Genomic DNA, 26533 nt, shown 5'->3' on the forward strand with positions numbered 1-26533 from the left:
TTGATTATACCAGCATCCCACTTCTAATTCAATCCGATTTCTGATAGAACCGTCCAACCTCCCGCCTTGACAACCCCGTTGGCAAGGTCTACTATAAACGCAGAAAAGCGCCAGTGGGCGCTGTTGAACGGGAGGCGGTTTTATGAAATATGTCAGGCGCATTGTTTACTGCCTGTTGCTGACGGCGGCGGCAAATGCCCTGCCGCTGGTCTGGCTGTTGTACGCCAAATGGTCAGTTTCCGGTGCCGGGTGGCTGTTTCTGCCTCTGGAGGCGGCGTTCCTCTGGGTGAATCTCCGGCCCATTCCGAAGACCGGCCCCACCAAGCGCATCCAGCGGCTGGCAGAGGGCTGTGAGCTGTTGTGGCTGTTCTGCGTGACCGCCACGGCCACCGTCCTGCTCCAGCTCCTCTGGCTGAACGTACTGCGTGTCGATATTGCGGCGGACAGCTTCCTTGAATGGTGGGGGTATTTTGGGGGCGCGATGGGCCTGCTGCTGGCGGTGATCCTGGAGGCCATTGTCTTCTGGAACGGCATGATCCGGGTCTACCTCACTTCGGTACAACTGGGCATCAAGCACCGCATCCTGGCGGCGCTGTGCGGCTGGATTCCCTTGGTGAACCTTTGGTATCTGGCAAAGATCCTCTGCATTTGCAGTAACGAGGTGGAGTTTGAGACCCAGAAGTGGGAGCTGGACGAAGTTCGGGCAGAGAGCGAGGTCTGCAGGACGAAGTATCCCCTCCTGATGGTTCACGGCGTATTCTTCCGGGACTTCCGCTATCTCAACTATTGGGGCCGTATTCCAAGGGAACTGATCCGCAACGGGGCCACGGTCTACTACGGCCAGCAGCAGTCCGCGGCGGCGGTGGAGGACAGCGGCAGAGAGCTGGCGGAGCGCATCCGGCAGATTGTGGAGGATACCAGCTGTGGGAAGGTGAACATCATCGCCCACTCCAAGGGCGGGCTGGACAGCCGGGCCGCCATTGCCCACTGTGGGATGGCCCCCTATGTGGCGACCCTGACCACCATCAACACCCCGCACCGGGGCTGCATCTTTGCCGAGTACCTGCTGGGCAAGGTCCCCCAGGCCGCCCGGCTGAAAATCGCGGCGGCATACAACGCCACGATGAAGCAGGTGGGCGATCCCAACCCGGACTTCCTGGCAGCGGTGACAGACCTGACTGAGAGTGCGTGTCTGGCCCGGAACGAGGTGACGCACGATGTCCCCGGCGTGGTGTACGAGAGCGTCATGTCCTACTGCAAGAAGGCCCAGCATGGCAAGCTCCCGCTGAATATGACCTACCCCATCGTCAAGCACTTCGACGGCCTGAACGACGGGCTGGTGTCGGTGGAGTCGGCCAAGTGGGGGGAGCGGTTCACCCTCCTGGAGCCACAGGGGAAGCGGGGCATCTCCCACGGCGACGTGGTGGATCTGAACCGGGAGAATATCCGGGGCTTCGATGTGCGGGAGTTCTATGTAAAACTGGTTGCGGATTTGAAGCGCCGGGGGTATTAAGGTATATACATTGAGGGATGTTAAAAGACTTTCTCTGGAGGAAAATTGAACGATGAAACATACTCTTTTAACTCGACTGGATAGCAAAATTAGCTTAATAGCCAGTGAGTTGGATCAAGTTCAAGCATTGACTTTGGCGGGACTTAGTATGAGCCGATTATGGACTCCTTTTGAAAAATGGGCTTTAGAGAACAAAGCTCCCAAACTAATAGAATGGGGAATGGCGTGCTTCAATACACTATGGGATCAAATTAACCTTGAACAGCTCTACGGTCAGGAATTTGATAAATATTATCGGTATTTAGATAAAATCGACGGAAAAATCGAGCGATTGGTTGATGAAGAAATTGAAGTTGAGGGCAGTATTGCTTACCCGTTGCTGGAAGTTTTTAGTTCTGCGTTATGCTGTTTTTATGATCCTAAATTGTTGCCTGGCTTGCAAAGGTCTTCCTTTTGGTCTGATATTACAGTGATTGTTGGACAGGGAGCGGAATACATCTATGACACTATATTTTCGGATGCGGGAAACACTAATGAAAGTGAGCTAATAATCTTGGTGGAAGCTGATTCACGATGGGAGGCTGAATGTCAACGTATTAAAGATGATGTTGCTTTCCTAAAAACCCATTTTAAGGATAAGATTGCCATTGGGGAACTAAAGGAAAAATATATGCGGATGGACATTTTCGCATAGAAAATCGGCCCAAACACAGCTTGCAACCCACAGTTTCGGAATAGTTGACAGCAGCAACATGGCCTGACGCCGTAAAATCACCCCATGAGGCGGAGATTTCATAGCTGCAGGAGGGAAGGTGGGATATCTCCCACGGCGACGTGGTGGATCTGAACCGGGAGAACATCTGGGGCTTCGATGTGCGGGAGTTCTATGTAAGGTTGGCGGCGGATTTGAAACGTCGGGGTATTGAGGTACATGGTTGGAGGTACACATGGAGATATTTGCAGGAAATGGCCTATCATTACATCAAAGAGAGAATAGGTACTATATCCGCTATATGGCTGGAGAAATCGTATCCTGGATTGTTGAAATTGAAGTGACACCAGACGAGGCAAGGCAAGTACAAATAAGTGAAGAGCGCGCAAATGAGGTAGTCTGGAAGTATCAAAATAAATGCCTTGCAGAAACGGGACATTTCTGGAAGGAAAGTGACCTCATATCCGTAAAGGAAATGTGTCGTGAAGGGTATATTGTTCCGGAGGGAACACAACCGCCTAAAATGCCTCGGTGATAGAAGGAGCCTTGGTTCTCAATTTTGCCGTTGGATCATCTGACTACTGTCGGCAGGAACAAGATGCAAATCGTGAAGGAATTGGAGAGACAATTTTGTTGTGAAAACCGGCTAAAACACAGCTTGCAACCCATAGTTGCGGAATAGTTGGTAGCAGCAACATGGCCTGATGCCGTAAAATCGCCCCATGAGGAGGTGATTTCATGGCTGCGGGATTTTGGACTATCCTAATTTCGATTCCCCTGCTTGTGCTGTTCATCTATGGCATCGTCCGCGTGATCCAGGCGTTGATCCGGTCAGATAGGAGGAAGTGATTTTATGGCCGCAGGAATGGGCATCGTTCTGGTTTCCCTTATCATCATTATCCCCCTGTTCGCACTGTTTGTCTATCTCCTTATTCTCGCTGTCCGGGCATTACGCAAATACATCAAGAGCGGCCCAGCGAGAAAAGAGGCCAAGACAGTCCGAACCACACTGGGAGAGAAGCTGCGGGAAAACCGGGTGCACTGTAAAATGTCTCAGGAGTTTGTGGCGGAAGCGGTTGGCGTCAGCCGGCAGGCAGTCAGCAAATGGGAAAACGGCATATCGGACCCGTCTACCTCGAACCTGATCGCACTGGCAAAGCTGTACGGTCTGTCAGCGGAGGAGCTTCTGGAGGGGCTATAAAGACATTTTGCAGCTCTCTTCTCAAAAAGCGCAGGCGCTGTTGTTTCAGACAGACGCCTGTGTTTTTTTGTTTTCTGAAATTATTTATTGCTTCTACTGGTTCTGTAACCAAGATAGGGCAGGGGACAAAAAGAATTTGAAAATCTTTGAAAACTGTTGTAAGGTTTGCCTGCCTTTTGCTGTCTTATAGGGTGAAGGGACCTTCAAAAGACAGAGAGGTACGATCATACTAAGACCTTTTTAGATGATGGCCCCACAGAACAATATTTTTATCTGACCGAAGATGTAAAAACCGGGGAATGGACAATCGTTGAGAATGATTCGCCCAGGACAAACACTGGACCATAAATGTACCAGGTCACCCAGCAGACCACCACCCTGCTGGGTGGCCGCGTTGCCCATAGTGAAGGTCGATATGATGGAAAAAATTTTTTAATGCCCTGCAACAAAATGCCTCCCTCGATAATTTAGTAAATAGAGCCAGGGAACAGGAGGTAACGGAGATGTACTCCCAAGAGGAAATCGCCGGTATTTATCAGCGGCAGTATAAGATGGTGTACCAGATCTGCTTTATGCTGATGAAGAACACCCCTGATGCCGAGGACGCTGCCCAAACAGTCTTCCGCAAAGTGATTGAGCGGGACACGCCTTTTCGTGATCCGGAGCATGAGAAAGCATGGCTGATCGTCACAGCGCGGAATGAGTGCCGCGGGCAGCTGAAGCACTGGTGGCGTACCCGCCGGGAAGACGCCGCAGCACTGGACACTTTGACCTGGAACCAGCCAGAATCTGGGCTGGTCTGGGAGCAGGTGGCCGCTCTGCCGGAGAAATACCGGTTGGTGCTGTACCTCCACTACTACCAAGGCTATGCCACTGACGAGATTGCCCAAATACTCAGGCAAAATCCCTCAACTGTGCGTTCCTGGCTGCTTCGCGCGAGAAAAAAACTAAAATTACGATTGGAGGCGGAAGGCTATGGACCCCAGAGAACTTAACCAGATGTTTGAGCAGCTGGCACCTACTCCAGAGCAAATGCAGCGTGAGCTGACCCGCCTTCTCCAAGAAGAAAGGAAAGGTCATCCCATGAAAAACCTGAAAAAAGCGGTTGTGTTCTGCGTTGCGGCTGCGTTGATGCTCGTCACCTGTGCGGCAGCGGTGGTGATCGGCATTGATCAAAGACTGATTGACTTTTTGGGCGGCGGTGAGCAGGCCCAGGAGCTGCTTGCCCCCGGCGCCCAGCCCGTAGACGTTACCACGGAGGACAACGGTGCTTCCCTCCATGTCACCCAGGTATTGATGGACCGTTACACCATCCTGATCCTGTCCGACTTCACCGCACCCGAGGGGACGGTGTTGGATATGGCCGAGGATGTCAATGGAGACCTTCTCCGTGGATTCAGCGGAATGGACGGCTCTCTGCCCTCCCTGCTTGATTCGGCTGGAGAGCCGATTGATCTGGGTCAGAGCTGGACCTATTATGTAAATGTGCTGGACGATGGAGCCCCCTTGGACAACCATCTGACCCTGCTGTCCCGCATGGAGCTGAGCGAAGGCATTCAGCCGGATTGGGACATCCAGGAGCTGTCCATGCCCGCCGTGGACTTGATCCGGTTTGACCCGGAGGCGGAGGACATCGTTACGGTCTACTCCGGCGACTGGTCCTGCCAATTCCCTGTGTCCTGGCAGGACATGGGCCGGAGTATGCAGATGGATCAGGTGGTCGGGCAGGTGGACGATGTGAATATCGCAGTGACAAACATCTACCTGTCCCCCATGACGCTGCAGCTCCAGCTGGAGCGGGAGACTCCCGTTCCGCTCCATTCGCCCGAGGCTGTTGGCGGGGTCTTTGGCCGCTGGGTCTCCGCACTTAATGTTGACGGCGTAACGCTAACCACAAAGGACGGGCAGACTGTACCGCTGACAGACATGGGCAACACGGGGAGTGACCGGGAGCTGAATTGCAGCTTCCTGCTCAACGAGATCACAGACCTTGCACAGCTCCAGACCCTTACCTTACGCATTGGAGAAGGCAGCATTGATATTCCTTTGGATGGATTCGCAGATGAACCAACCAAGCCGTAAGTTGACGCAGTTCCCCTCTATCTCCTGGAAAATTTAATATCCAATGCAGCAATTTCCTCACCTGGCAGGCTGTCATCCGCTGGGTGGGGAAATTGCCCTCTAAAAATCCTCTCAAAAAAATTTGCCGCAACATGTAGTATTTTCCGAAAAATCCATAGTAGACAGTTGAGGGACAGAAAGGAGGGATACACCGATGGATGACAACGCCATCATAGAACTGTTCTTCGCCCGGTCAGAGCAGGCGATCCGGGAGCTGGACGGCAAATACGGCAAGGTCTGCCACAGCCTGTCCTACAACATCCTGCACAGCCGCCAGGACGCGGAGGAGTGCGTGAACGACGCCTACCTGGGAACCTGGGACGCCATCCTGCCGGCGCGGCCCAATCCGCTGTTGGCCTTCCTGTGCAAAATTGTCCGCAATCTCTCCCTCATGCGGTATCACGCGGACAGGACGGCCAAGCGGGGCGGCGGGAGCTACACCGTGGCTCTGGAGGAGCTGGAGGGCTGTCTGGCCTCGCCCCGGACCGTGGGGGGGGAGCTGGAGGAACAGGAGCTTGTCCGGCTGATTGAGGATTTTCTGGAAGCCCTGTCCCCGGAGAACCGCGTCCTGCTCATGCGCCGGTACTGGTTCTCTGACAGCTATGGGGAGATCGCGGCGCAGACGGGCCTATCGGAAAAGAACGTGTCCGTCCGGCTGACCCGTATCCGAAAGCAACTGCGGCACTATTTAGCGAAACAGGGGGTGATACTATGACAGCAATAGAATTTTCAAACGCTTTGGGCAAAATCAACGATAAATACATTATTGAGGCAATCAATTATGTGGGAGAAAACGGCATAAGAAAACATCCTGTCCAAAAAATCAAGAGGATTGTGCTGATTGCGGCAATCGTCACAGCTGTAATGCTCTTATCCGCTATGGCTTATGCCATAATCCACTATTTCTCCACCGCGATTGAGAATACAAAGTTGTATTGCCTCACTGGAGATAACACCATTATTTCCGAGGAACAAGGGGGGATTCCTCCCGAGGATGCCGCGTATAAACTCGCGGAACTGTTTATGCAGGATTTGATGACGAAGGATGAAACACGAACTTATAGAGTTACCGAATATAAAGAACTATCTGTGACCCTGCATTCCACAATAGAGATGGACAGCGAAACAGCCTGTATTTACGCTTTGAAGGAGAGTGAGATTTCAGCAGATACATGGATTGTAGAAATTTCGGTTCTTTATAAATATGAAGGAATCAGGAGCCCTATTGGACCAAGTAATCATGAGTGGATTGATGTCTTGTATCAAGGAAGTCCAATCGACTTCCTCCTAAAAAGAGATGGAGAAACATATTCTCTGCAATCACGATACGAACCTGCAAATTCATAGCGTACCCGACACGCCATAGGTGCGCATAACTCCCCCTTAACCCCCGCAAATCTTAACTTTTCACCCCATTTGCCGATAATAGATAAGAAGGTATATACCTGACACCACGCCCGTCCTGGGAGCAGGAGGTACAGCCGATGCTGATCTATTATCTGCAAATGCTCGACACGCCGGAGGAAAAAGTGCGGTTTGAGCAGATTTATCTGAAATACCGCGGCCTCATGTACCGTGTGGCGGACAGCATCCTGCACAACCGCCAGGACGCGGAGGACGCGGTACATAACGCCTTTTTGAAGATCATCAAGAAGTTTTCCAGGTTCCAGAACACCCCCGCCCAGGACCTGGCTCCGCAAATCGTGGTCATCGCCCGGAACGAGGGCATCTCCCTGCTGCGGAAGCGGAAGGGAGACGCCCCGCTGGAGGAGCAGGACGGTCTTGCCGAGCCGTCAGAGGCCGTCAGCGACTACCACGCCCTGGTGGACAGCTTCACCCGCCTGCCCCAGACCTACCGGGCCGTCATGGAGATGAAGCTGCTGCTGGGCTACTCCGACGGGGAGATCGCCGCCAAGCTGGGTCTGTCCAAGTCGGCGGTGAGCACCCGGGTCAGCCGCGGCCGCCAGATGCTGCGGGACATCGTGGAGCAGGAGGGCTTCTTGATGGAGGCGTAGATGCCCCTGCCCTAAAAGGCCGTAAAAGTTTTCAGATTATTTTTGTGAGAATCCGCCTCCTCGCTGCGTTAAGCATAGTGAGGGGCGGATTTTCGCTTTTGAGACTGTTTCAGGCTGTGAGGTGTTGACATGAAAAAGAAACTCATTTTATTATGCGGCATTGTCCTGCTGCTGATTATTTCAGGAGCCATATATAAACAGACGGCAGGCGCTCCAGTGATCGGAACGGTCAGCGGGGCGGAATGGGAGTATCTGACTGTGGACGGAACGGCATATGAGCTTGACCATGCCGCGCCTGTAAACGGAACGGATAAAGGCTCTTTCCTGGGGATCGCAACAAGCGGTGATCTGAGATTCCGTATCTATTCCATCAAAGAATATGACGAATATCTATACTGCCAGTGGGAATGGGAGGGGCATATTTACAAGCGCATACGCTGAACTCTGCACCTCAAAATCTGAGCGAAAAATTTTTTCAATTTTTTTTGAAAATCCTGTGAGAATCCGGCCACTCGCTGCGTTAAGCATTATGAGAGAGCTTTTCACAACCATCCCAGCTCTGTCATGGATGCTGGCACAGTATGAGAGGAGGGATTTGTTTGACAGATCAGGCGTTGGACGATCTGGCCCGCCGGGTGATCCTGGACGCGGCCCGTTTGGAGTATGGCGATTGGATAGACGAACTGCCGGAGCAGGACTTTTCCCCGGAGTTTGAAAAGAAGATGCAGAGGCTGATCCAACAGGCAGACCACCCTGTTCGGCATCGGTGTCTGCGGACGGTTCAGCTTGCCGCACTGCTGGCCGCGCTTTTGATGCTGGTTACGGTGGCAACCGCCGCCGCTGGCTATGACATCTGGAGGATGCTGGCCGAGTGGACGGCGGAGCAGATTACCCTCGCGCCGGGGCAAATCGAATACATAGACCCGGACGACCTCCATATCCCGGAGGAACCGGGAGAGTATACCGATCTCCAGGAGGCACTGACAGCCTATGGTATAAATCGTCCTGTGGTTCCGAAATGGCTGCCGGAGGGGTTTGTGATAGAGCAGTTGATCGTGGATAACGGAACGTTTCCCGATACTATCATTTTTGCTGCGTATTACTGTCGGGGAGAGGATGTACTGGGTATTCAAATAGATATATATTTGCGAGATGAAAACAAGAACTCAGAAAATTTTGGCCATTTTGAAAAGGACGAGGGCGACCCAATCTCCTATGAGGTAGGAGGTATCACTCACTTACTGGTTACAAATGCTGGGCAGCCTGTGGCTCTTTGGGCCAACGGTCCGGCAGAGTGTTCAATCAACGGTGACATCACAATGGATGAACTGAAGCAGATGATTGATTCTATTTATGAGTAATGGGTAACATCAGTGAAACGCAATCATCAAATCATTAGGAGGTTACTTTTATGACAATCACACAGATGGTACAAAACCGCCAGCAACAGCGCATCGGTGAGCTGGCCCAGAAGCAGCAGGGCAAGCCCCATGTCAACCCCTACGGCACGCCTGGCATGAGCCTGAACGACGCCGGCGACTATCGGAAGCTCGTCCCTGTGGACGAGGGTGTGGTGCAGCAGGTCAAGCAGATCGCCTTTGACCACATGAAGAACGGCTACGGGGTCAGCGACGGCGAGGACATCAGCAAGGTCATTCGTGACTATACCATGTCTCTTGCGCCGGAGCAGCGGCTCAGCGCCTCCTGGACGCTGAATGAAATCTTCCACAGCGAGGCCACCCGGCTGGGCGAGTACGTCCACCAGCAGGACCCCAGCTGGGACTGGGGCAAGCCCTTTGACACCAGCATCCTGGACGGCTACCAGCAGGGCGTGGATATGCAGGCGTAATTAAATAGGAGGTAAAACAATGTCTTTGATCGTATCACAGACACCAGTGAACCGGCTCCCCGCCGAACTGGTGAACAACGCAGCCTTTGTCAAGCAGGTTGACTTTGACCCTGTGCATCAGACCGCCGAAACCGGCCAGCCTGCGGAGAAAATTCATGGCGATGCCCTCCCCCGCTTTGATAAGGTGTCCATCAGTGCTGAGGGTGCTGCCTTCCAAGCATTGAAGCTCACCCGCCTCGGCTATGCAGATGGAACGGATACGCTTTCCCTGGATGTTGCGGGTGAATCCGTTGAGGAAAAAGAATGGCTGAAAGCTGATCCCAATGGAGACGGTTCCTCGGTTGTGCTGGACATTACCGACTATGCGGCTTTGGAGGCAAGTCAACGCCGAAATGAAATGTATAGCCGGCTGATGAAAAGCTGGAATTCTCTTATGGGTCAGTTGAAGCAGGAGAGTGAGAGTGGAGGCTACGACTACTTCAAGACAATCAGGTTGTTCCGCAGCCGGAGCGCGGCGTGGGAGAAAGATTTACAACAGACTGATCCGGAAGCGTACCAGGTGTGGCTGGATAAGTTTAAGAATGCTGTCCATTCTCAAAAAGACAACTAAGTTATAAAAAGGAGAAGTGACGCAATGAAAAACCAGCTCCGGGGAATTGCCTTGATCTTAATTGGAATACAGCTTGCAATCTTCACCATAATTGACCCTTGGCTTCTAATACTCGGCGGAGATTTCGGGAGAGTTATGATTCCTGTGCTGTCAGTCGTTGTCAGCATGGTTGGCCTTGTTCTGTGTTTTAGAAAAGAGGAAAAGAAATAAGCACCGAGGAGGCATTGATGTGAAAAAAATCACGGTTCTTTTACTTGCGCTATCTTTGGCGCTGGCCCTCTGTGCCTGTTCCTCGTCGAACAAAATTCCATCCCTTGAAGAGATCGTAGAGAATGGTGCAGAGTGGGGCGGTGAGCAGATTCAGCAGGTGCAGGGCTGTACGTTGGCAGACCTGGAAAAAGCGTGGGGCGAGGCCGACGGCGAACTGCCTGGGGAGTACGCCTACTTCTGGAAGGTGGACGATACCACATCGGTCAATGTGTATTACCACAAAAATGCGGAGATCGAGCGTATCACTGTCACCAGCGCAGATGATGAACAGCAGACTGCTCCAGTTGCTCCAGATCCCCAGCCCGCACAGATGTCTCTGGCGCAGGTGGACGGCAGCGCCTTTGATCTGTCAAAAGAGAACGCAAAAACGATCCAGCAAATCCTTGATGCCGGGAGTTGGGTGTCTGATGCGACGGACTGCGCCAGCGACTGCGTGCTGACCTTTGATGGCAGGACGATCTACTACCATTCAGAGTGCGGCACATTCAATGAACGGCTGGAGCAGTCCAATCAGAGCCTCCGCCTGTCTGACGCAGACCGGGAAACTGTAAATGCTATCATCCAGACGGTTATTCCCCACGACCTCTCTCCAGTGGAAATACTGCCATTTTCCTACGAGGAAGTTCTTCAAATGTGGGGAAAAAGTGATCCTGGCGTAAAGACTGATGGCTTTCAAAACACATCCGGAGCTGTGATTGCCACTCCACAGCAGGTCATAGAGCGGGCGCAGAATGAATGTACCATCGAATACGACACAACCTCCCTGGCCTATGACAACGCGGCAGACATTTGGAGAGTTACTTTTTATACCGAAGGGAGCGTCGGGAATAGCCAGGATGTGTATTTGAATGGGAGTGGTTTGACTGCCCTTATCATTTATGGTGAGTGATAAAACAATGAACAAATCCAAACAAAATCCGGAGGGAATGACATGAGCAACGCTTTAAGAGTAACATTGATAGGTATTATACTTATTTTAGCCAGCCTGTTCGTTATGGGGATTTGCATTACCAGTAGACCGACATCGAGCGGCCCGGAGGGGTTGGCGCTGGGCCTATTTGTCCTGGGGATCATCGTCAGCATTGCAGGCATTTTCTTTGTGAAAGAGTAGCCCGTCGAGCAGAACGCGAAACCGGGAGGTGTTCCTTTTGAAAAAAGCGAAAAAGGTCTTAGGAATCCTTGTCGCGGCAGTTCTTGCAATCGCCATCCTGTGGGGAACTGAGGTTATCCCCAAGGGCATAGGAAGGTATGTCGCAGCAGAATATGTTTAAGAGAATTATGAGGAAATGGGCCTGGAATTTGAGAACGTCGAGTTTTCAACGGCGTATGGGGATTATATCGCCAGTTTTGCTGGTGAAGACAGCACAGTATATAATTTTAGACTTTTCTCGGGGCGGCTTCCGTTCTCCGTGGTATATGACAGCATAAAGCGAAACGTTGTGTGACGCACGAATCAGGATTTAGCGGGAGGAAACTGAATGAACACATCCAAGATGATTACATTACTTCAACTTTTAGCATTGGTTGCGGGCATTAAAGAACTATGGGCCGCAAAGGAATACTATAAGCAGCAGAAAAAGAGAGGGGCCATAGCCTCTTTGTGTATGGGCATTTTTGCTTGTGCCTGTGCAATTATTTCATTTACTGGTATATTGTAAGTCCGGTTTATCTGCAAACCCATTTTAATGGAGGAACCATCATGAACGTATCGAATTTATCCAACCTCTTTCAGCAGAACAGCATCTTTCAGCAGGGCCGGCCGCTGGGCCAAAAGCTCGGCCAGCCACCGATCAGCGACACGCTCCACCGGCTGTCCCAGAACTTCCTGACGGCCCAGGAGCAGGGGCAGGACTTGCGGAAGCGGTTCGACACTCTGGAGCTGTCGGCGGAGGCCGTAGGCAGCAAGGCGGACTCCGCCCTCAGCGAGATGCCCAAGGAGCTGCTGGAGGTCTACTTGAACCAGTACAAGGTCGCCGCCAACCTGAGCCATCAGAACGAGGCGGCTTTGATGGAGTACCGGGACCAACTTACCGCCTTTGACCAGACCATCCAGGAGTACCAGGATATGCTGGACGGCAAGGCGGCGCTGCCCCAGCAGATGAAGATGGAGGATGTCTCCATGCTGCTGGAGCGGACCAGGGCGGCGCGGGAGCAGTTCTTGCAGGAGGGCGCGAAGGAGCTGAACCGCGCGGGAAGCGAGGGTCCGGATCTGACAGGGAAAGCATGGCAGATGGTCGCAGGAGATCAGGATGACGGCCACGACCTCCGGTGGAGCATCGACGCTTCCGCCAAGGATATCTATGGGGAGATCGACCGCGCCCTGGCCTCTGCCAGTAAGGCAACCTCCATGTGCCGGGAGGGGGCCTCCCGTATCGTGGCCGAGCTAAAGCGGCGGGGACAGGCGGATCAGCCCTACCACCAGCTCCGCTTTGACGAACAGGACAGCACTGTGGAGCGGACCGCCATGTTCCAGGACATCTATGAGGACATCAGGAATATGCTTCGGCAGAGTATCAACGAGGAGGAATCGGTGTGAGATTATGAATTTTACTGTCCATGCAGGAATTGGAATTTTACTTGTTTTAACGATAATCGGATTACTTGTTTTGTTAAGACGCAATTCCTTCAAATCTGAAAATAGTAAAAGAATATATATTGTGATAGGGTCGCTGCAAGCGGCTCATATAATATTGTATTTAACTGGACTATTGGATAAAATCGCTCAAGTTAATACATACATTGCATTTGGAATTTGTGCTGTTGTTTCCATCGTGTGTATTTTAATGTCTGGTTGGATGTTGCTGCCTTCTTCAAAGTTTAAGCATGGAATAAAGTATCTGCTTATGTTCATTGCCATACTTCAAGTGATTAGTACGATAGTTATATTTTTGTTTCCCGATTAGTCTGAATGACAAAGTTTTCGATATTGATGACTGGATTTGTAACTTTCTCGGAATTATAATTGGCTTCTTCATTGCTGTCGGGATAAAGGCAATCAGAAGAACCGCTTCAAAATAAAACGAGTTTAAGCACACCGAGGTTTTCTGAAAGTGCAAAGGATATAGCTCTATATGTTCCAGTTTATCGACCTGATGAAAAATAAATTCAGGCAATTCTGCAATCTCTATGAATTTATTTTTAGGAGGAACCACCATGAACATCTCAAGTTTAGGAAACATCCCCAACATTGCCAACCAAGTTACCACCGGCGCGCCCCAGGCGGGCTTCCGCTGTGACCCCAGCGCCGCAGTGCGCTCCGCTGGCAAGAGTGTGGCCCCTGGTACGGACATCAGCGGTATCGGGACTCTGAAAAGCATTGATGAAGCCGCCCGGCAAGGCTACCGGGAGGACTTCTCCATCCGAGACGCGGCGGAGAGCCTGTGGCGAAAGGAAACGCAAACCTTCCATCTGAAAGACCTGGATGACCCGGAAAAATCAAAGGAGTTCCTGGAAAATTGGCGGATGCAGGCCCGGTGGGACTTGGGGATTCAAGGCGGCCCCACCAAGGACGAGGTGATCTCCGCCTACATAGATACCCTGCGGCAGAACGGGTTGGACGGCGCTGTGGACTGGAACGGCCTGGCCCATGAGTTGAAGTCATTCCAGGCCACCTCCCCGGAGGAGCTGGAGGATGGGCTGAACTATATGGCTTCCCGCTATGTGGCGGCACTGGATAAGCTGGAGCGCAATTACAGCGGCGAGGAGCTGACCGCCCAGCGTGCCAAGCTGGAGGAGGTCTATCAGACCGGGAAGTCCGGGATGATCGACGGCTATACCCGGCTATTGCAGGACAATCTGGGTATCTCCGACAGCGATGCCCAGGCAGTCCGGGACAGCTTCTCCTCCATCCTCACAGAGAAAGAGAACGCCTACCGGGACGCGCTGAAGCAGGTGAATGAGGCCGTGGAGCAGACCGGTCCGGACAGCGTATGGCTGAAGAACCACGACGCCTATATCGCCTCTCAGCTCCGGGCGGCGGGCAAGGCTGGCGAGAGTACAGCCCGGTACTCGGTGCAGGACCTCACTGCCGCCGGGCAGATCGCCCAGGATTACCGGGCAGAGATTGACGGCGCATCCTCCTGCGGACGGAACGAGGTGACGCTGGGCCTTAACCTTGCCATGGCGGACATGAAGGCGGAGACTATGATCTCCAAGGGGCTGGTGAGCGACAGCATGGCCGCCCTGCTCCGGAGCAGCCGCACCCAGGGACATGAGAAGGCCCTTGCCGCACTGGATCAGGCCCTTTCCACACGAGAGAGCAGCCGTGCCACCAGTGAGCCAAAGGGAACCTATGCCCCGGTGGACAGCACAGTGTTCCGGGAGATTTACGATGCCGTCATGAGCGCCTACCGGCAGAACGGCGGAGACGCCGCCAAGGCCATCCAGGCCGGGGCCTCCGCCGGGGAGAAGCTGACCGCCCAGGCTGCCGCCAGGGCCCCAAAGGCCGCCCGCTGGGGCGTCAGCATGAAACACTATTTGCAGGAGTTCTACAAGGCCCCGGAGGAGCGGAAACCCTCGCGTTTGGACACTCAAATCCATAACCTGCTGATTCAGGCGGGCCAAACCCCGAGGTCCCAGTGTTCTACCTATCAGAAGTATGTAAACAGTTGGCAGGACTTCCTTACCTCCATTGGCGGCGGGATGAATATCCGGGCGTGATAAAGCGCCCAAACAAATAAATATCAAGTATTGTCTTTATTTAGGGGGAATTTGCTATGAGTATGAATAAAAGATTGCTTGCTGTTGCGCTGATGTTTTCGCTGTTTATGTCTCTTGCGGCCTGTAGCAATCAGGAGTCTCCATCGAATGGTAATCCGGAAAGCGGAGCAAAAGGCGAGGTATCTGATACCTCTGTTGAATACAATGAAGACGAATTTTTGCCGATTGGATCAGTCGTTCTTCTGGAAGGCGGAAACAAACGGATTATGATTTGCGGGCGTATTCAGGCACAGGCTGGTTCAGATATCATTTATGATTACTCCGCCTGTTACTATCCAGAAGGAATTGTTGATCCGAAATCTATGTTTTTCTTTAACCGAGACGCTATCGAAACAGTGTATTTTCGTGGCTATGAGGACCAGGATGAATTAGATTACCGGCATGAATTGGAGCAGCTGGGTGAGCTGGAAATTCGGGACGGAGTAATTGTTTCTAAGGAAAACTAAAAGCAAAATTGGATAACAGGCTGAGTATGTGAGGCGACTTGATCCATAAACGCATTGGAGATCAGTAAAATAAAGACGATAATCCTCCGGGCCGATTAGAAGCACTATCCATTTACAAGACAGACGAGACAGGCAAAGTTATTGCGGACTGAGATAACAAATTTGCTTTTATCGGCCTGATGAAAAATAAATGCAGGTAATTCTGCAAGTATTGTCTTTCTTTGGGGGAATTTACTATGAGCATGAATAAAAGATTACTTGCTGTTGCGCTGGGGCTTTCGCTGTTTATGTCTCTTACAGCTTGTAGCAATCAGACCTCTCCACCAGACGATCCCACGCCGCCTGTCACATCCGCAGGTCCTGGCTTAGAACAGGACACCACAGGCAGCACCGTCATCCACTCTACCCAGGGAGTGACTTTTGAGGTTTCGGCGGACTGGACACAGGCGAATGGGATGGATATGTTCTACACCGATAAAAATGAGGTCTACGGACTCAACGGTGTATCGCCCCTGGGTTCCTATGAGCCCCAGGCGCTTCTTGAGGAGCTGGTGGCCTATTACGAAGGTCAGTTCGATACCCTTTCTGCTCCGGAGAATCTGACCGCCTGGCAGTCCGGAGATGGTGTGGAATGCCTGACGGCGGATCTCACCGGCATCTATGAGTCCGTTCTCTACTGCACGAAGATCGTCATTGCCCCGCAGAAGAATCTTGTTTTGACCTTTGACGCCCAAGCTTATAAAGACCAGCAGGAACCTACTGTCGTTTGGATGGTTCTGAACCAGCTGTGTGAGAGCCTGACCTTTGAGATCGGAACCAGAGACGAGATCAGCGGGAACACCTTCCTCTGCGGCGACGGCTCCCAGCTCTGCCTCCAGGACAGCGGGGACTTCCGCTGGTACAGTTCAGCGGAGGATCACGAAAAGCCGTATTACGAGGGCGTCTACGAAGTGTACTACGGACAGGCCGCGATGGACAAGGTGGCCTCCATGACCGAGTACGGCTTGACCATGGAGGAGCTGGAGCGGGTGCTGGCCGCCAACATGAACGGCTACATCCCCGGCGGCAGCCGTCCATCGGACTACCTCTACGCCACGGGAGAACTGGAGGACAACCGGGAGCGGTATCAGGTGTGCCTGGATACATTCTATGCGGTGATCCTCCACAACCAGCGGCTGGTCTCCTCCCCGGAGGATGTCCAGGAGGGCGGCAACAGCACCCTCTACATCGGCTTCTACCTCCCAGAGCTGAAGATGGCGGACTTGACCAACTGCAATGCCGCATCCTATACCCAGTGGACGTTCCAGGAGAAGACGGCCTGAGCGCCGGAATAATGAATGAGGTGATCGTATGACATTTGAAGAAATGGTTCAGCGTACCAGCCCTTATCTGTTGTGCTGGATCGACCTTGCCATGACGCCAAAGAAGCTCACGGACATCGGCCAATTAAGGCGGATCAAGCGTCTGGCGGATAAGGATTTTCCTGTCCCGCACAGCGAGTACACCAAGCAAAAGCTGGCTCCTATTCAGGACTTCTTGCAGTCCAGAACCGGAGACTGGGCCATGCTGGAAGAAATGACGAATCTCCAGGTGCTGGAGTTCCCCAAGCGCACTCCGCCCGGCGTCATAGATGATTTTTCCTTCCTCCCCAAGCTGAAAAATCTGTATCGACTGAGTTTGCGGTTCACCAGCTTTACCGACTGCTCCCTGCTCTCCGGCCTGACCCAGCTGAAGGATCTCGCGCTCCCTGCCCGAAAGAAGCTGATCCACACCGAGGTGCTGGATACTCTGTCCTGCAAGATATACACAGACGAACCCACTTATCGGGATGACAGCTTCCCGCAGTATAAAGTTGTGCCTGCGCAGGAAATCCCTGTACCTGCATCTGGCGTTTTTGCCATCCGTTTTCTGGAGTATGGCCGGAAGAGCTTTGTCAGCAGCGAGATTACACAGGAGGTCTTGGACGAGCTATCCAAGCTAATCCGGGGCGGGAAGATCGACTCGCTTCTCCTTTCCCTGAATGAAAACGGTGAGGAAGACTTTTTCACCATGGATATTGAGGAGGGCTGGGCCGCACCCACGTTCAATATCTGGGATGAAAATGGTGATCCTGTCTACTTCCAGCCAATTAACGAGAAGTATCAGAGCGTGGAGGAGGATGCCCCTGTGGAGATTGGCGGACAGACCCCTGTACCTAAACGCTTTGCTCTGGATGATCTGGCTCTGGCCGCAGAGTGCGCTATCTACTTCGCAAAGACAGGGCAGCTGTCCCCTACCGTTCAATGGGCGGAGTTTTCTGAGTAGTGAAAATTTATCGCATGGGGCGGCGCAGGCTATGGCGAACAGTTTTGTTTGGGATTGTTCGGCCCTTTGGGACAAGGTGGAAATAGAAAGTTAAACAAGGAGGAGATGTCTACATGAACAACAAAGTACACTTGGACATTGATGGAATGGGAATTGTGTTTTTTTCAGCAGAAACGATGAAAGATGTAATTCCAGATACTGATTTTTTAACGTCTGAATTTACATCTCCCCAGCAAATTGCAAATCATATCAAAAAGGGCGATATTACAGCCTTTTGTACTGGGTCAAGTGGTAGCTTTGATATTCACTTTTTTAAGGGTTATCCATCAATTGATACATTGGAGAAGTTCCCCGTTTCAATCCGTTTGGCACTGGATGTTCAAGGCGGGTCTATACAATTTTGCGATTTGTTCTGGTTGTCAAAATGGAACACTGATTTTCCGCAAGATCAAATTATAGCACTTCCCGATGGATATTATGAAATGACGGTATGTACCTGTTTGCCGGAGTCAGGATATTGGGGGGATGAACAAACAATTTATATCTATTTTAACATGGTAGATAAAATGCCAGAATTGACTTGGACAGGAGTTCCATATCTTTTTACGGAAGAATAGATTAAAGATACATTGAATTTACGCTATCACCACCTGCCAACAGGAACGGCGTATAAAAAACCATTGGATGGTTCCCAATACTGCTCGGAGGTACTTATGCGCAGACTGAAAACCATCATCCCCGTAGCCGGGATCTTGCTGCTGATCCTCTCGGCGGCATCCCTGTATGTTGCCATGCAGGCCCTGTCGGACATCCGCCCGGCGGAGGACTACGAAGATATAGGCGTCCTCACCTTCCAGCCCTATGACGTTCTGCCGGTTCAGGTACAGAACACCGGGGCCAGCAGCCGTGACCGCCGCATGAACCCCACCAAGACCGTCTACATGGTCTACTACCGGGCCACGGACGGCAGCGGCTACAAATGGAGCAGTGAGGCATTTTCTAAGGATCACGGCCAGCGGGTCGTGGAGGCTGGAGAAACCGTGGAGCGCCGAGTGCTGCGTATCCCGGCAGACGGAACTTACATTACCGTGGAGCCGGAGCAGAGCGCCGGGAGCTACACCGAAGGGCTTCGGCAAAAGTATATCACTGTCCTTGCGCTGGCAGGGGCCTATGTTCTGCTGTATGGGTTAGGGTGGTGTGTCTTGATATTCACAAAAAAATCAAAGAGAGGTTCGCAGGTATGGTAAAACAGAAAAGGCAATTACAAAAGGGGGCCGCACTTGCCCTGTCACTTTTGCTCCTGCTCGGTTCGCTGGCAGGCTGTGGGGGGAAGCCGCAGGAGGATGCGTCCAGCGCGGATGGGCCGACAAATACATACACGCCCCCGGTAAATGGGGATGGGTATATTGTTGTTACAATGCCCATTACGCTTACTGGTGGAAACACCGCAGAAGAATTAGAGTCACAACATCAAGCACTGATTGCCGGAATGAGCGAGGAAGAAATATCAAAGCTCTATTGGACGAATATCACCGCAAACGAGGACGGGAGCTTTAATTACATACTCACGCCTGAACAATTCCAGCGGATAAAAGAGACATCCTATATGTCGGGGAAACTGATTGATGCCGCAACAAATACTTTCCCAGCGGAGTTTGTTAAAGCTACAGAATATACAGACATCGACAAGGATGGAATACCATGGGCGCTGGCCGTATCCGTTGATAAAAAACTGTACGAAAGTTCGGAACTGGTAAATTCTCTCTATGTAACGGTAGGTCCGTCTATCTACATCGGAATGTATCAAATTCTCTGCGGCGTCCCCGGTGATGAATGGGCCGCTCATGTGACCGTGAAAGACGCAGATAGCGGCGAGGTGATTTCAGAACACGACTTCCCCACCCGTGGCGAGTGAGCCAAAAGCGCAGACGAGGCGGCGCTACAACATAAAGTCCTTGTAAAAGGGCTTTGGCAGTTTTAACAAATTGCCGTTTTATTTCTCTATCTACTTGACGGGAAGCAGTTCAAAATGTCCCGAAGTGGGTCGCTGATGATTTCCGAAGATACGTATTATAAAGTAATACAGTATTAGATAAAAGCGGGAGTGCCTATGAAAATAATTGATAAATTCTTTGGTAGGACAGAATTGGCTTATGCTATTGTAAGCGAAGATATTACAACAGCTTTAAGTTTAATTGAAATTTGTGATGACATAAACCAGACGGATAAGCGAAAATATACTTATCTTCATTTTGCGGCACAAATGGAGTTATTTGAAGTAATTGATGCCTTAATCTCAAAAGGTGCTACTATTGATGCGAGAACATCTACAGGTGGCACACCTCTACGAATGGCAGTTGTTCGGTGTAAAGCGTATCCATTGGACAGAAGTATAAAAGTTATAAAATCTCTTTTGAAACATGGGGCAAATCCTGACGATGTAGTGAATGATATTTCAATCAGACAACTCGCAATCGAAACCGGGGTATCTGAAATTATACAATTATTGGCCCCATAATAATTAGAATTGCAATAATTCCCCAGCCGCCAACGGAAACAGCATATAAAACCGCTGGATGAGCAGTTGTTCTATTCACGCACTCCAAACGAAAATGAACACTCAACGGATGAAAGAGGCAAAGAGAGGTTCGCAGGTATGGTAAAACAGAGAAGACAATTACAAAAGGGAGCCGCGCTTGCCCTGTCGCTTTTGCTCCTGCTCAGTTCACTGGCAGGCTGTGGGGGCAAGCCGCAGGAAGATGCGTCCAGCGCGGACGGGCCGACAAATACATACACGCCCCCGGTAAATGAGGACGGTCAAATCGTCATTACTATGCCTAAGACACTATTGGGAGGAAAGACCGCCGAGGAACTGGAAGCGGAAGATAAGAAGCAGCGTCCAACAGTGGCCAATCAGGCGGTTTACAATGCGCTGCTGGCAAATGAGGATGGCACTTTCAGCTACTATCTCACAACGGAACAGTACCCAAAGCTGAAAGCGGCGTATTATTGGCTGGGCTGTTTGCGTGACCCTGTTACCGCTGAAATTTCGCAGGAATTTGTAATGGCGGCGGATTATACAGATTTGGATGAAAACGGAGTCCCTTGGGGGCTTACAGTTTCGGTGGACGCCGAGACTTATCACTCTGTGGAAATATGGTACTCTGCTGTGGTCACGGTTGCACCGGCGGTTATGCTGGGGCGGTATCAAGTATTATGCGGGGTTTCCGGTGATGAATGGGCCGTCCATGTGACCGTGAAAGATGCTGACAGCGGCGAGGTCATTTCAGAACACGACTTCCCCACCCGTGGCGAGTGAGCCAAAAACATGGGAGCATTTCTTTCGATAGGGGAGATCGGTTATGAAGAAATTTCGCAAATGGATACCGCTGTTTTTATTTCTGGGGCTGCTCCCGGCCCTGCTGACCGGCTGCAATCCGGAGTCGGGCACATCTTACGAGATCATCTACCCATCCGGCCTGTCCCGCGGGCCGTGTGACTGGGAAGACGTTGTGCCGGTGGAAGGTGCGCCCTATCAGTTGACGAGTGGGAAATCAGAGAATTTTGAGAAAAACCGCTCCTATGATTTATGGGTTCTGGATGAAAACGGCGAAGTGTTGTATGAGTACCCGGAGCTGGGCCATAGCGTGGTCCGCGGTGAGGCGGGTAATCAGGAAAATACCGTTTGGGTGAGCTGTGAGCTGTGGAACACACCCCATCACTCTGGATACCTCAATGGCTGTCTGGAGGAGAGTACGTTGTTGCTGCTGGATATGGAAACCGGAGATATTCTGTTCCAGGCTGAAGTGGGGGAAAATGAATGTTACATCACTTCAAAAGAAACGCGGTGCTATTTTTACAAGCCGGGTGAGCCAGAGAGCGAAAAACTGTTTGGCCTGCTGAAAACGCCTGCCAAAAGCGCGGAACTCTACTACCGGGACACCGGGGACTGGGCAGAGCCGTATACCGTTTACACTTTTGACTATGTGGACGAACCCAATATGGATGGCAGCGGCGTAGAGGATCGTGCCAAGTTTTATCTCTCAGAAAATCAGATCAGGGTAGCCTGGACATCCTATGAATCAGTTGGGAACAAAAACTGGGAGTATTTAGAGAAAAAGGTTTATGAGATCCCACTTGCCGAAAGTGCTGGCGAGTGAGCCAACAGCGCAGACGGGGCAGTGCGGGCTATGGTGGGCAGTTCAGATAGAGGACTGATGTGTTGGAAAGCAGATTTGGATATGGGGAGGAACATCTATGTATCCATTTGTAGTATCAAAAAATGCCGGTTATTCTGTGTCAGAAAGCGATATTTCGGCTATTGAAGAACGGTTTGGAGTTAAATTCCCTCAAGCACTGAAGGATTACTATATTCAATATAATTGTGCGGATATTAGTCTTTGTGGATATGTTAAGGGTGCGGAAATATATGAAATAGATGTAATATACCCTATCAAATATAAGTACCCCCAATATATGCCCCTGTTGGAAACACTGCTGGAGAGAGATAAGAGAGATGGGTATATCTCTTGTGGCATGATACCATTTGCCGCAGATCAAAGCGAGGGGTGCTATTATTGCAGTGAAGATGAACAGGTCTTTCTGATATCAAAGTACAGTTTACAAGGGACTACACAAGGTAACGGTCTGACGGGCGCTGATATGCCCGTCAGATTTTCCATGTGATGTTTAAGCTGTCGCTTGTGGCGGCAATGGTGGTAATCATCAAATCCACCACCCGCCGCTTGTCGTCAAAGGATACGTTCTTCCAAGTGTCGAGGTAGCCGGAAATCTGGCTGACCTGTTCCGGGCTGATGGCTTCCACGGTCAACTCCGCCATCTTCGCCAGAAGTTCCTGCTTGCGTCCGTCCAGTTCGGCTATCTTCACATTCACATAGGAGAGCAGCACATTATTTGCGCCTGTCAGACTGTCCAGCAACTTTTCAATCTCGCTATCCACATGGGCAAGTTCCACTTGCAGGGCGGTGATTTTGGGATTGGCCTTTGCCGCTTTCTTCCTGCCCGTCAGTGTCTTGTAGCTGTCCAGCTTTTTCACCATCTGCCGATACACCACCGCTTCCAGTTCCGCCGTGATGATTTTCCCACAGCCGGGACAGCTTTTGTTGTCCAGCCGTTTCGTACAGCGGAGGTACTGTCTGCCGGAGGGATTGAAGATACTCATAAGGGCGTACCCGCAGTTCCCGCACTTGATTTTCCCCGCCAGCCATGTATGGGTGGCTTTCCGGGCGGACTGGATTTTCATGTTGTTCATCAGCTTCTTGCGGCAGGTCAGCCATATATCCGAGGGGACAATCCCCTCATGGGGCGCAAGCACCAGCATTTGGTCTTTCAGGCTTTGGGCCTTGCCCGGCTTCACATCCCGGCCTTGATAGAGATAACACCCGTTCATGCCCGTGAAGTCGGCGACGTCATTGACAAGCACCGTCCCCTGGCTCTTGAAAAACTCGTACACATCCAAGTCCGCCTGCACATAGACGGGGTTGCGTAACATCTGCGCCAGCGTGGGGCGTATCAGTTCCCGGCCATTAAATAAAATGCCCTGTTCCGCAAAGTGCCGGGTAATGTCCCCATAGGAAGTTGTCGGCTCGGCGTACATTTCAAACATCAGCCGGATATTTGCCGCTTCCTCCGGCTTCACTACCAGCCGCTTTGTATTGATACCGTCCATCTTGATAGGCTCCGTATGGAAGCCGTAGGGGGCTTTCCCGCCCATCTTGAAGCCCCGCTGACTGCGGGAATAGTAAGCGTCCGTCACCCGCTTTTGTATCGTTTCCCGTTCCAACTGTGCGAACACGATACAAATATTCAGCATGGCCCGGCCCATCGGGGTTGAAGTATCAAACTTTTCCGTGGAAGAAACAAACTCCACATTGTACTGCTGGAACAGCTCCATCATGGTTGCGAAATCCAGAATGGAACGGCTGATACGGTCAAGTTTGTAGACAATGACTTTTGCTATCAGGCCCTTTTTAATATCCCGCACCAACTCTTGAAATTTCGGGCGGTCTGTGTTTTTGCCGCTGTATCCTTTATCTGTGTATTCCCTGCAACTACCGCCTTTCAATTCGTATTTGCAAAACTCAATCTGGCTTTCAATGGAAATGCTGTCCTTTTTGTCTACCGATTGTCTTGCATAGATTGCGTCTATCCGATTATTCATATTGTCGCTCCTTTTCTTAAAAAAGAAACGGAGCTGCTGACAGTCTTATTATACCGCCAACAGCCCCGTAAATCAATGATGTGGCTGGAAAAACTTACGCCCCGGCTTCCTCTTTCTGCCGCTTGTCGGCGTACTTGCGGAACACCTCATAAAGCTGCTGTTCCAGTTCCCGGCGTTTGGCCGCTTCCTGCTCCGGTGTAAATACCGGGGAGAGATTTTCCAGCGTGATTTCCTTTCCTTGAAAAGTCACGATTTCTGTTTCCTTTTTGTATCTGATATTCGTTATAAAATCACCTTTCCTTTCCATAGATCGGTTGCCGCTTCAACTCTGCCAGCACTTCCGGCGGGATACGGTCAACCAGCCGTTGAATGTTGTGTAACTCGCTTTCCAGCTTTGCCCGTTCCATAACGCCTTTCATCTTGTCCTTTTCGCTGGCCTTTGCCCTTGCCTCCAGTTTTTCATTTTCTGCCAAGAGGTCATTTATCGTGACCTTGTATTTCTTCAACTGCCCGGAGAAGTTCTCCATCTGCGGAAACCACTTTTTGAGCATAGAGAGGGCTTCCTCTTTCTTCTTTCCGGCGTTAATTGGATTGATACCGTCCAGCGTGGCTTCAATCGCCCTCGCCTGTTTGGAGAGGGAAACCGCCTGTTTGAAAAGCCGGGTGGGGATATGCTTTCTTCCCGTTTTGCTTGCGCTCTCCCCACGCTCCAAGCTGGGGTACTTCTCCACCATATAGGCGTGAAAATCATCCTGCCATTTCGTCAGATTGGCCCGGTTGCCTATGATTTCTTTGGCGCACAGGCGGTTGTCTTTCGTCAGCGGAACAAAGGTCAAATGCAGGTGGGGCGTTTTCTCGTCCATGTGTACTACCGCCGACACGATATTTTCCCGGCCTACCCGGTCAATGAGGAAGTCCGCCGCTCTTTTGAAAAACGCCTGTATTTCCTCCGGGGATTTCTTCTTGAAAAACTCCGGGCTGGCGGTTATCAGTGTATCGACAAAGCGTGTACTGTCTTTCCTCGTTCTGCACCCAGACTGTTCAATGCGGCTCTGAATGAAATGGTAGTAGCGCCCCTCCGGCTTGACGATATGGAAATTGTACCTGCTCCGGCTGGTGTCAATGTCCGGGTTGCTGGCGTACTGCTCCTTTTTCCGTTCGTGGTGGGCTTCCAGTGGCCCCGCCGGGTGTCCCTTGTGCTTCTCAAAACGCAAAATTGCGTGTTGTGCCATTGAACTCCTTTCCCCATTCCATTCCTTTCCGGCGGGTTTCCCCACCGAAAATATCTCTGATAGGATTGGAATGGAATAGATATAAATAAATGGTTTTAATCTCTGTATTTCTATATACCGTCCGGTTTCCGTACTCCAAGAGGATTGATTTTCGTACTTGTAGGGTACGGTTTTCAGCCCTCCGGCGTACCGCAGCCGGACTTCTTGAAGTCGGTGTTTGGAACCGCTTCATAGGATTTTGGGTAAATGCGGTTGGGTTTTCCACAGCCCTGTTTCTGTATTTCCACCAGCCCCGCATACTGCAACTCCCGCAGGGTATTCACCGCCTTCTGCCGCCCACAGTGGAGCAGGGCGACCACCTCGCAGATGGGGTAATACAGGTAAATCCGCCCATATTCGTCCGCCCACCCGTTTTTCCGGGATAACTCCGCCCGCCGCAGGATAAAGGCGTACAGCACCTTCGCTTCGTTGGACAGGGGCTTGAATGATGGGGCTTCAAAAAGGAAATTGGGGAGCCGGGTGAAGCTGATGACTTTCTCCGGCTGGTGAATGTAAATCGTGTTTGTCATAGCGTGTTTTGTGGACGGTTAGAAGCCCGTTTTCCGGGGTGGGCGATAAAACATACCGCCCGCCCCGGTTTTGGGCTTGCGGAGCCTTGCAAATCAAGGCTTTTCCCCGCCTTAACTGTCCACAGCAGACCTCCTTTTCCGTTCACTTTCTGTTTTCTGCCGCCTGTGTACTCTGGCGGCGCAGTTCGGGCAGTATTTGCCCCGGTTGGATTTTGGCACATAGGGCTTTCCGCAGACCGAGCAGCGTTTCAAAGCACAGTCACGGTAAATCTCCGCTTCCAGCGTCCTATCCAGCGGCAAGACCGCCCAGCGGAACCACTTGCAGCAGACGGAGAATGTAATCATCTGCGGACAGGTGCAGGTGTCGCCATCGTCCAGCGCAAAGCAGTTTCCACCACCACAGTTGCAGCACTCCCGGCGGATCAGGCTGCTGGCCCGCTTCCTCTGCGCCGGGGTCATGCGGTAGGGGAAGCTGTCCGGCCTGTGTTCCAGCGGTGGCAAATGTTGATAGGGTCTTTCTTTCATGCACTCCCTCCGTTGTTCTTCTTGCTGCCGTTTTCCCCGAAAAGGCTTCCTGCCCCATTCCTGCGGCGTGTTCCGGCGTTGGTACGCTCACCCTCTCTGGTCACGGTGTCCAGAAGCGGGGTCACAGCACACTTCCCCAGCCGGGGTATTCCTTTTCAGACGGTCATTTAGTTTTCAAGAGGCTTGTCCATCGATGAACTATCTCAAGTGTATACTTTTTTGATTGCCTGTGCCGTATATCCAAGAGGTAGGAAATCAGCCCGGAA

The 26533-nt window shown here is 51.6% G+C and carries 35 protein-coding genes; 30 read left to right on the forward strand and 5 right to left on the reverse strand.

The genetic code is table 11. From position 1 onward, the window contains the following. Positions 1–142 precede the first annotated feature (142 nt). From VV088_RS02745 to VV088_RS02890, 30 genes are all read left to right on the forward strand, one after another. Entirely contained in the window at positions 143–1513 is a 1371-nt protein-coding gene (locus VV088_RS02745; protein WP_334599270.1) for an esterase/lipase family protein, read from the forward strand. Between the two features lie 52 nt (positions 1514–1565). Then, positions 1566–2207, forward strand: coding sequence for a hypothetical protein (locus VV088_RS02750; protein ID WP_334599271.1), 642 nt, complete (start codon positions 1566–1568; stop codon positions 2205–2207). A gap of 253 nt (positions 2208–2460) precedes the next feature. Then, positions 2461–2760: a hypothetical protein gene (locus tag VV088_RS02755; RefSeq protein WP_160238807.1), complete on the forward strand. Its 300-nt coding sequence runs from the start codon at positions 2461–2463 to the stop codon at positions 2758–2760. Positions 2761–3078: 318 nt separating this feature from the next. Beyond that, a complete protein-coding gene (locus tag VV088_RS02760; RefSeq protein WP_334599272.1) occupies positions 3079–3426 on the forward strand; it encodes a helix-turn-helix domain-containing protein in 348 nt (115 codons plus the stop codon). A 503-nt stretch (positions 3427–3929) separates the two neighbouring features. After that, the gene (locus VV088_RS02765; RefSeq protein WP_334599273.1) at positions 3930–4421 is read left to right on the forward strand and encodes an RNA polymerase sigma factor; all 492 of its coding nucleotides are present in this window, start codon (positions 3930–3932) and stop codon (positions 4419–4421) included. Beyond that, positions 4402–5508, forward strand: a complete 1107-nt coding sequence (locus VV088_RS02770; RefSeq protein WP_334599274.1) for a hypothetical protein — start codon at positions 4402–4404, stop codon at positions 5506–5508. The genes VV088_RS02765 and VV088_RS02770 overlap by 20 nt, the downstream gene beginning before the upstream one ends. Positions 5509–5701: 193 nt before the next feature. Further along, on the forward strand, positions 5702–6262 hold the full coding sequence (locus tag VV088_RS02775; RefSeq protein WP_334599275.1) for an RNA polymerase sigma factor: 561 nt from the start codon (positions 5702–5704) through the stop codon (positions 6260–6262). After that, positions 6259–6894 carry a hypothetical protein gene (locus tag VV088_RS02780; protein ID WP_334599276.1) on the forward strand — a complete coding sequence of 212 codons (636 nt, stop codon included), beginning with the start codon at positions 6259–6261 and terminating at the stop codon, positions 6892–6894. Before VV088_RS02775 ends, VV088_RS02780 begins: the two co-directional genes overlap by 4 nt. Positions 6895–7031: 137 nt before the next feature. After that, positions 7032–7562, forward strand: coding sequence for an RNA polymerase sigma factor (locus VV088_RS02785; protein WP_334599277.1), 531 nt, complete (start codon positions 7032–7034; stop codon positions 7560–7562). Positions 7563–7691: 129 nt separating this feature from the next. After that, positions 7692–8003 (forward strand): hypothetical protein, encoded by a 312-nt coding sequence (locus VV088_RS02790; RefSeq protein WP_334599278.1) that lies wholly within the window; start codon positions 7692–7694, stop codon positions 8001–8003. Positions 8004–8161: 158 nt separating this feature from the next. Continuing rightward, positions 8162–8923: a DUF4367 domain-containing protein gene (locus tag VV088_RS02795; protein WP_334599279.1), complete on the forward strand. Its 762-nt coding sequence runs from the start codon at positions 8162–8164 to the stop codon at positions 8921–8923. A 50-nt stretch (positions 8924–8973) separates the two neighbouring features. Next, positions 8974–9411: a DUF3879 family protein gene (locus tag VV088_RS02800; RefSeq protein ID WP_334599280.1), complete on the forward strand. Its 438-nt coding sequence runs from the start codon at positions 8974–8976 to the stop codon at positions 9409–9411. A gap of 19 nt (positions 9412–9430) precedes the next feature. Continuing rightward, positions 9431–10021 (forward strand): hypothetical protein, encoded by a 591-nt coding sequence (locus VV088_RS02805; RefSeq protein WP_334599281.1) that lies wholly within the window; start codon positions 9431–9433, stop codon positions 10019–10021. 24 nt (positions 10022–10045) lie between these two features. Next, the gene (locus VV088_RS02810) at positions 10046–10231 is read left to right on the forward strand and encodes a hypothetical protein (RefSeq protein ID WP_334599282.1); all 186 of its coding nucleotides are present in this window, start codon (positions 10046–10048) and stop codon (positions 10229–10231) included. Positions 10232–10250: 19 nt separating this feature from the next. Further along, positions 10251–11180: a hypothetical protein gene (locus tag VV088_RS02815; protein WP_334599283.1), complete on the forward strand. Its 930-nt coding sequence runs from the start codon at positions 10251–10253 to the stop codon at positions 11178–11180. A gap of 42 nt (positions 11181–11222) precedes the next feature. Beyond that, a complete protein-coding gene (locus VV088_RS02820) occupies positions 11223–11402 on the forward strand; it encodes a hypothetical protein (RefSeq protein ID WP_334599284.1) in 180 nt (59 codons plus the stop codon). 37 nt (positions 11403–11439) lie between these two features. After that, entirely contained in the window at positions 11440–11562 is a 123-nt protein-coding gene (locus VV088_RS02825; protein ID WP_334599285.1) for a hypothetical protein, read from the forward strand. A 207-nt stretch (positions 11563–11769) separates the two neighbouring features. After that, positions 11770–11949 (forward strand): hypothetical protein, encoded by a 180-nt coding sequence (locus VV088_RS02830; protein WP_334599286.1) that lies wholly within the window; start codon positions 11770–11772, stop codon positions 11947–11949. A gap of 41 nt (positions 11950–11990) precedes the next feature. Next, positions 11991–12827 carry a hypothetical protein gene (locus VV088_RS02835; protein ID WP_334599287.1) on the forward strand — a complete coding sequence of 279 codons (837 nt, stop codon included), beginning with the start codon at positions 11991–11993 and terminating at the stop codon, positions 12825–12827. Between the two features lie 617 nt (positions 12828–13444). Next, the gene (locus tag VV088_RS02840) at positions 13445–14950 is read left to right on the forward strand and encodes a hypothetical protein (protein WP_334599288.1); all 1506 of its coding nucleotides are present in this window, start codon (positions 13445–13447) and stop codon (positions 14948–14950) included. A gap of 56 nt (positions 14951–15006) precedes the next feature. After that, a complete protein-coding gene (locus VV088_RS02845) occupies positions 15007–15456 on the forward strand; it encodes a DUF4176 domain-containing protein (RefSeq protein WP_334599289.1) in 450 nt (149 codons plus the stop codon). Positions 15457–15692: 236 nt separating this feature from the next. Next, positions 15693–16778, forward strand: coding sequence for a hypothetical protein (locus VV088_RS02850; protein ID WP_334599290.1), 1086 nt, complete (start codon positions 15693–15695; stop codon positions 16776–16778). Between the two features lie 28 nt (positions 16779–16806). Further along, the gene (locus VV088_RS02855) at positions 16807–17760 is read left to right on the forward strand and encodes a hypothetical protein (protein ID WP_334599291.1); all 954 of its coding nucleotides are present in this window, start codon (positions 16807–16809) and stop codon (positions 17758–17760) included. Between the two features lie 113 nt (positions 17761–17873). Then, entirely contained in the window at positions 17874–18377 is a 504-nt protein-coding gene (locus tag VV088_RS02860) for a hypothetical protein (RefSeq protein WP_023348413.1), read from the forward strand. A gap of 96 nt (positions 18378–18473) precedes the next feature. Next, the gene (locus tag VV088_RS02865) at positions 18474–19007 is read left to right on the forward strand and encodes a hypothetical protein (protein ID WP_334599292.1); all 534 of its coding nucleotides are present in this window, start codon (positions 18474–18476) and stop codon (positions 19005–19007) included. Then, positions 19001–19675: a hypothetical protein gene (locus VV088_RS02870; protein ID WP_251319624.1), complete on the forward strand. Its 675-nt coding sequence runs from the start codon at positions 19001–19003 to the stop codon at positions 19673–19675. The genes VV088_RS02865 and VV088_RS02870 overlap by 7 nt, the downstream gene beginning before the upstream one ends. Positions 19676–19870: 195 nt before the next feature. Next, a complete protein-coding gene (locus VV088_RS02875) occupies positions 19871–20278 on the forward strand; it encodes an ankyrin repeat domain-containing protein (protein ID WP_334599293.1) in 408 nt (135 codons plus the stop codon). Between the two features lie 66 nt (positions 20279–20344). Then, a complete protein-coding gene (locus tag VV088_RS02880) occupies positions 20345–21079 on the forward strand; it encodes a hypothetical protein (protein WP_334599294.1) in 735 nt (244 codons plus the stop codon). Positions 21080–21122: 43 nt separating this feature from the next. Beyond that, positions 21123–21920, forward strand: coding sequence for a hypothetical protein (locus VV088_RS02885; RefSeq protein WP_334599295.1), 798 nt, complete (start codon positions 21123–21125; stop codon positions 21918–21920). 97 nt (positions 21921–22017) lie between these two features. Beyond that, positions 22018–22446: an SMI1/KNR4 family protein gene (locus tag VV088_RS02890; RefSeq protein ID WP_334599296.1), complete on the forward strand. Its 429-nt coding sequence runs from the start codon at positions 22018–22020 to the stop codon at positions 22444–22446. On the opposite strand, the gene VV088_RS02895 is transcribed toward VV088_RS02890, so the two are convergent. From VV088_RS02895 to VV088_RS02915, 5 genes are all read right to left on the reverse strand, one after another. After that, positions 22430–23941 carry a recombinase family protein gene (locus VV088_RS02895; RefSeq protein WP_160203198.1) on the reverse strand — a complete coding sequence of 504 codons (1512 nt, stop codon included), beginning with the start codon at positions 23939–23941 and terminating at the stop codon, positions 22430–22432. The genes VV088_RS02890 and VV088_RS02895 overlap by 17 nt on opposite strands. A gap of 94 nt (positions 23942–24035) precedes the next feature. After that, a complete protein-coding gene (locus VV088_RS02900) occupies positions 24036–24227 on the reverse strand; it encodes a hypothetical protein (RefSeq protein WP_430981912.1) in 192 nt (63 codons plus the stop codon). A gap of 4 nt (positions 24228–24231) precedes the next feature. Beyond that, positions 24232–25173, reverse strand: coding sequence for a MobV family relaxase (gene mobV / locus VV088_RS02905; RefSeq protein WP_334599297.1), 942 nt, complete (start codon positions 25171–25173; stop codon positions 24232–24234). 173 nt (positions 25174–25346) lie between these two features. Beyond that, on the reverse strand, positions 25347–25742 hold the full coding sequence (locus VV088_RS02910; protein ID WP_160203196.1) for a replication initiator protein A: 396 nt from the start codon (positions 25740–25742) through the stop codon (positions 25347–25349). Between the two features lie 111 nt (positions 25743–25853). Continuing rightward, positions 25854–26267: a cysteine-rich VLP domain-containing protein gene (locus VV088_RS02915; protein ID WP_016304738.1), complete on the reverse strand. Its 414-nt coding sequence runs from the start codon at positions 26265–26267 to the stop codon at positions 25854–25856. Between the last annotated feature and the right edge of the window lie 266 nt (positions 26268–26533).

It is taken from the genome of Lawsonibacter sp. JLR.KK007, assembly GCF_036941135.1.
GTDB lineage: Bacteria > Bacillota > Clostridia > Oscillospirales > Oscillospiraceae > Lawsonibacter.

Bases quoted from the DNA above. Each gene is read 5' to 3' on its own strand.
- mobV (WP_334599297.1), bottom strand. From the start codon at position 25,173: ATGGCACAACACGCAATTTTGCGTTTTGAGAAGCACAAGGGACACCCG.
- VV088_RS02855 (WP_334599291.1), top strand. From the start codon at position 16,807: ATGACATTTGAAGAAATGGTTCAGCGTACCAGCCCTTATCTGTTGTGC.
- VV088_RS02910 (WP_160203196.1), bottom strand. From the start codon at position 25,742: ATGACAAACACGATTTACATTCACCAGCCGGAGAAAGTCATCAGCTTC.
- VV088_RS02755 (WP_160238807.1), top strand. From the start codon at position 2,461: ATGGAGATATTTGCAGGAAATGGCCTATCATTACATCAAAGAGAGAAT.
- VV088_RS02830 (WP_334599286.1), top strand. From the start codon at position 11,770: ATGAACACATCCAAGATGATTACATTACTTCAACTTTTAGCATTGGTT.
- VV088_RS02915 (WP_016304738.1), bottom strand. From the start codon at position 26,267: ATGAAAGAAAGACCCTATCAACATTTGCCACCGCTGGAACACAGGCCG.
- VV088_RS02790 (WP_334599278.1), top strand. From the start codon at position 7,692: ATGAAAAAGAAACTCATTTTATTATGCGGCATTGTCCTGCTGCTGATT.
- VV088_RS02770 (WP_334599274.1), top strand. From the start codon at position 4,402: ATGGACCCCAGAGAACTTAACCAGATGTTTGAGCAGCTGGCACCTACT.
- VV088_RS02870 (WP_251319624.1), top strand. From the start codon at position 19,001: ATGGTAAAACAGAAAAGGCAATTACAAAAGGGGGCCGCACTTGCCCTG.
- VV088_RS02865 (WP_334599292.1), top strand. From the start codon at position 18,474: ATGCGCAGACTGAAAACCATCATCCCCGTAGCCGGGATCTTGCTGCTG.
- VV088_RS02780 (WP_334599276.1), top strand. From the start codon at position 6,259: ATGACAGCAATAGAATTTTCAAACGCTTTGGGCAAAATCAACGATAAA.
- VV088_RS02765 (WP_334599273.1), top strand. From the start codon at position 3,930: ATGTACTCCCAAGAGGAAATCGCCGGTATTTATCAGCGGCAGTATAAG.
- VV088_RS02840 (WP_334599288.1), top strand. From the start codon at position 13,445: ATGAACATCTCAAGTTTAGGAAACATCCCCAACATTGCCAACCAAGTT.
- VV088_RS02785 (WP_334599277.1), top strand. From the start codon at position 7,032: ATGCTGATCTATTATCTGCAAATGCTCGACACGCCGGAGGAAAAAGTG.
- VV088_RS02875 (WP_334599293.1), top strand. From the start codon at position 19,871: ATGAAAATAATTGATAAATTCTTTGGTAGGACAGAATTGGCTTATGCT.
- VV088_RS02820 (WP_334599284.1), top strand. From the start codon at position 11,223: ATGAGCAACGCTTTAAGAGTAACATTGATAGGTATTATACTTATTTTA.
- VV088_RS02845 (WP_334599289.1), top strand. From the start codon at position 15,007: ATGAGTATGAATAAAAGATTGCTTGCTGTTGCGCTGATGTTTTCGCTG.
- VV088_RS02805 (WP_334599281.1), top strand. From the start codon at position 9,431: ATGTCTTTGATCGTATCACAGACACCAGTGAACCGGCTCCCCGCCGAA.
- VV088_RS02895 (WP_160203198.1), bottom strand. From the start codon at position 23,941: ATGAATAATCGGATAGACGCAATCTATGCAAGACAATCGGTAGACAAA.
- VV088_RS02850 (WP_334599290.1), top strand. From the start codon at position 15,693: ATGAGCATGAATAAAAGATTACTTGCTGTTGCGCTGGGGCTTTCGCTG.
- VV088_RS02885 (WP_334599295.1), top strand. From the start codon at position 21,123: ATGAAGAAATTTCGCAAATGGATACCGCTGTTTTTATTTCTGGGGCTG.
- VV088_RS02835 (WP_334599287.1), top strand. From the start codon at position 11,991: ATGAACGTATCGAATTTATCCAACCTCTTTCAGCAGAACAGCATCTTT.
- VV088_RS02750 (WP_334599271.1), top strand. From the start codon at position 1,566: ATGAAACATACTCTTTTAACTCGACTGGATAGCAAAATTAGCTTAATA.
- VV088_RS02810 (WP_334599282.1), top strand. From the start codon at position 10,046: ATGAAAAACCAGCTCCGGGGAATTGCCTTGATCTTAATTGGAATACAG.
- VV088_RS02775 (WP_334599275.1), top strand. From the start codon at position 5,702: ATGGATGACAACGCCATCATAGAACTGTTCTTCGCCCGGTCAGAGCAG.
- VV088_RS02800 (WP_334599280.1), top strand. From the start codon at position 8,974: ATGACAATCACACAGATGGTACAAAACCGCCAGCAACAGCGCATCGGT.
- VV088_RS02745 (WP_334599270.1), top strand. From the start codon at position 143: ATGAAATATGTCAGGCGCATTGTTTACTGCCTGTTGCTGACGGCGGCG.
- VV088_RS02860 (WP_023348413.1), top strand. From the start codon at position 17,874: ATGAACAACAAAGTACACTTGGACATTGATGGAATGGGAATTGTGTTT.
- VV088_RS02890 (WP_334599296.1), top strand. From the start codon at position 22,018: ATGTATCCATTTGTAGTATCAAAAAATGCCGGTTATTCTGTGTCAGAA.
- VV088_RS02760 (WP_334599272.1), top strand. From the start codon at position 3,079: ATGGCCGCAGGAATGGGCATCGTTCTGGTTTCCCTTATCATCATTATC.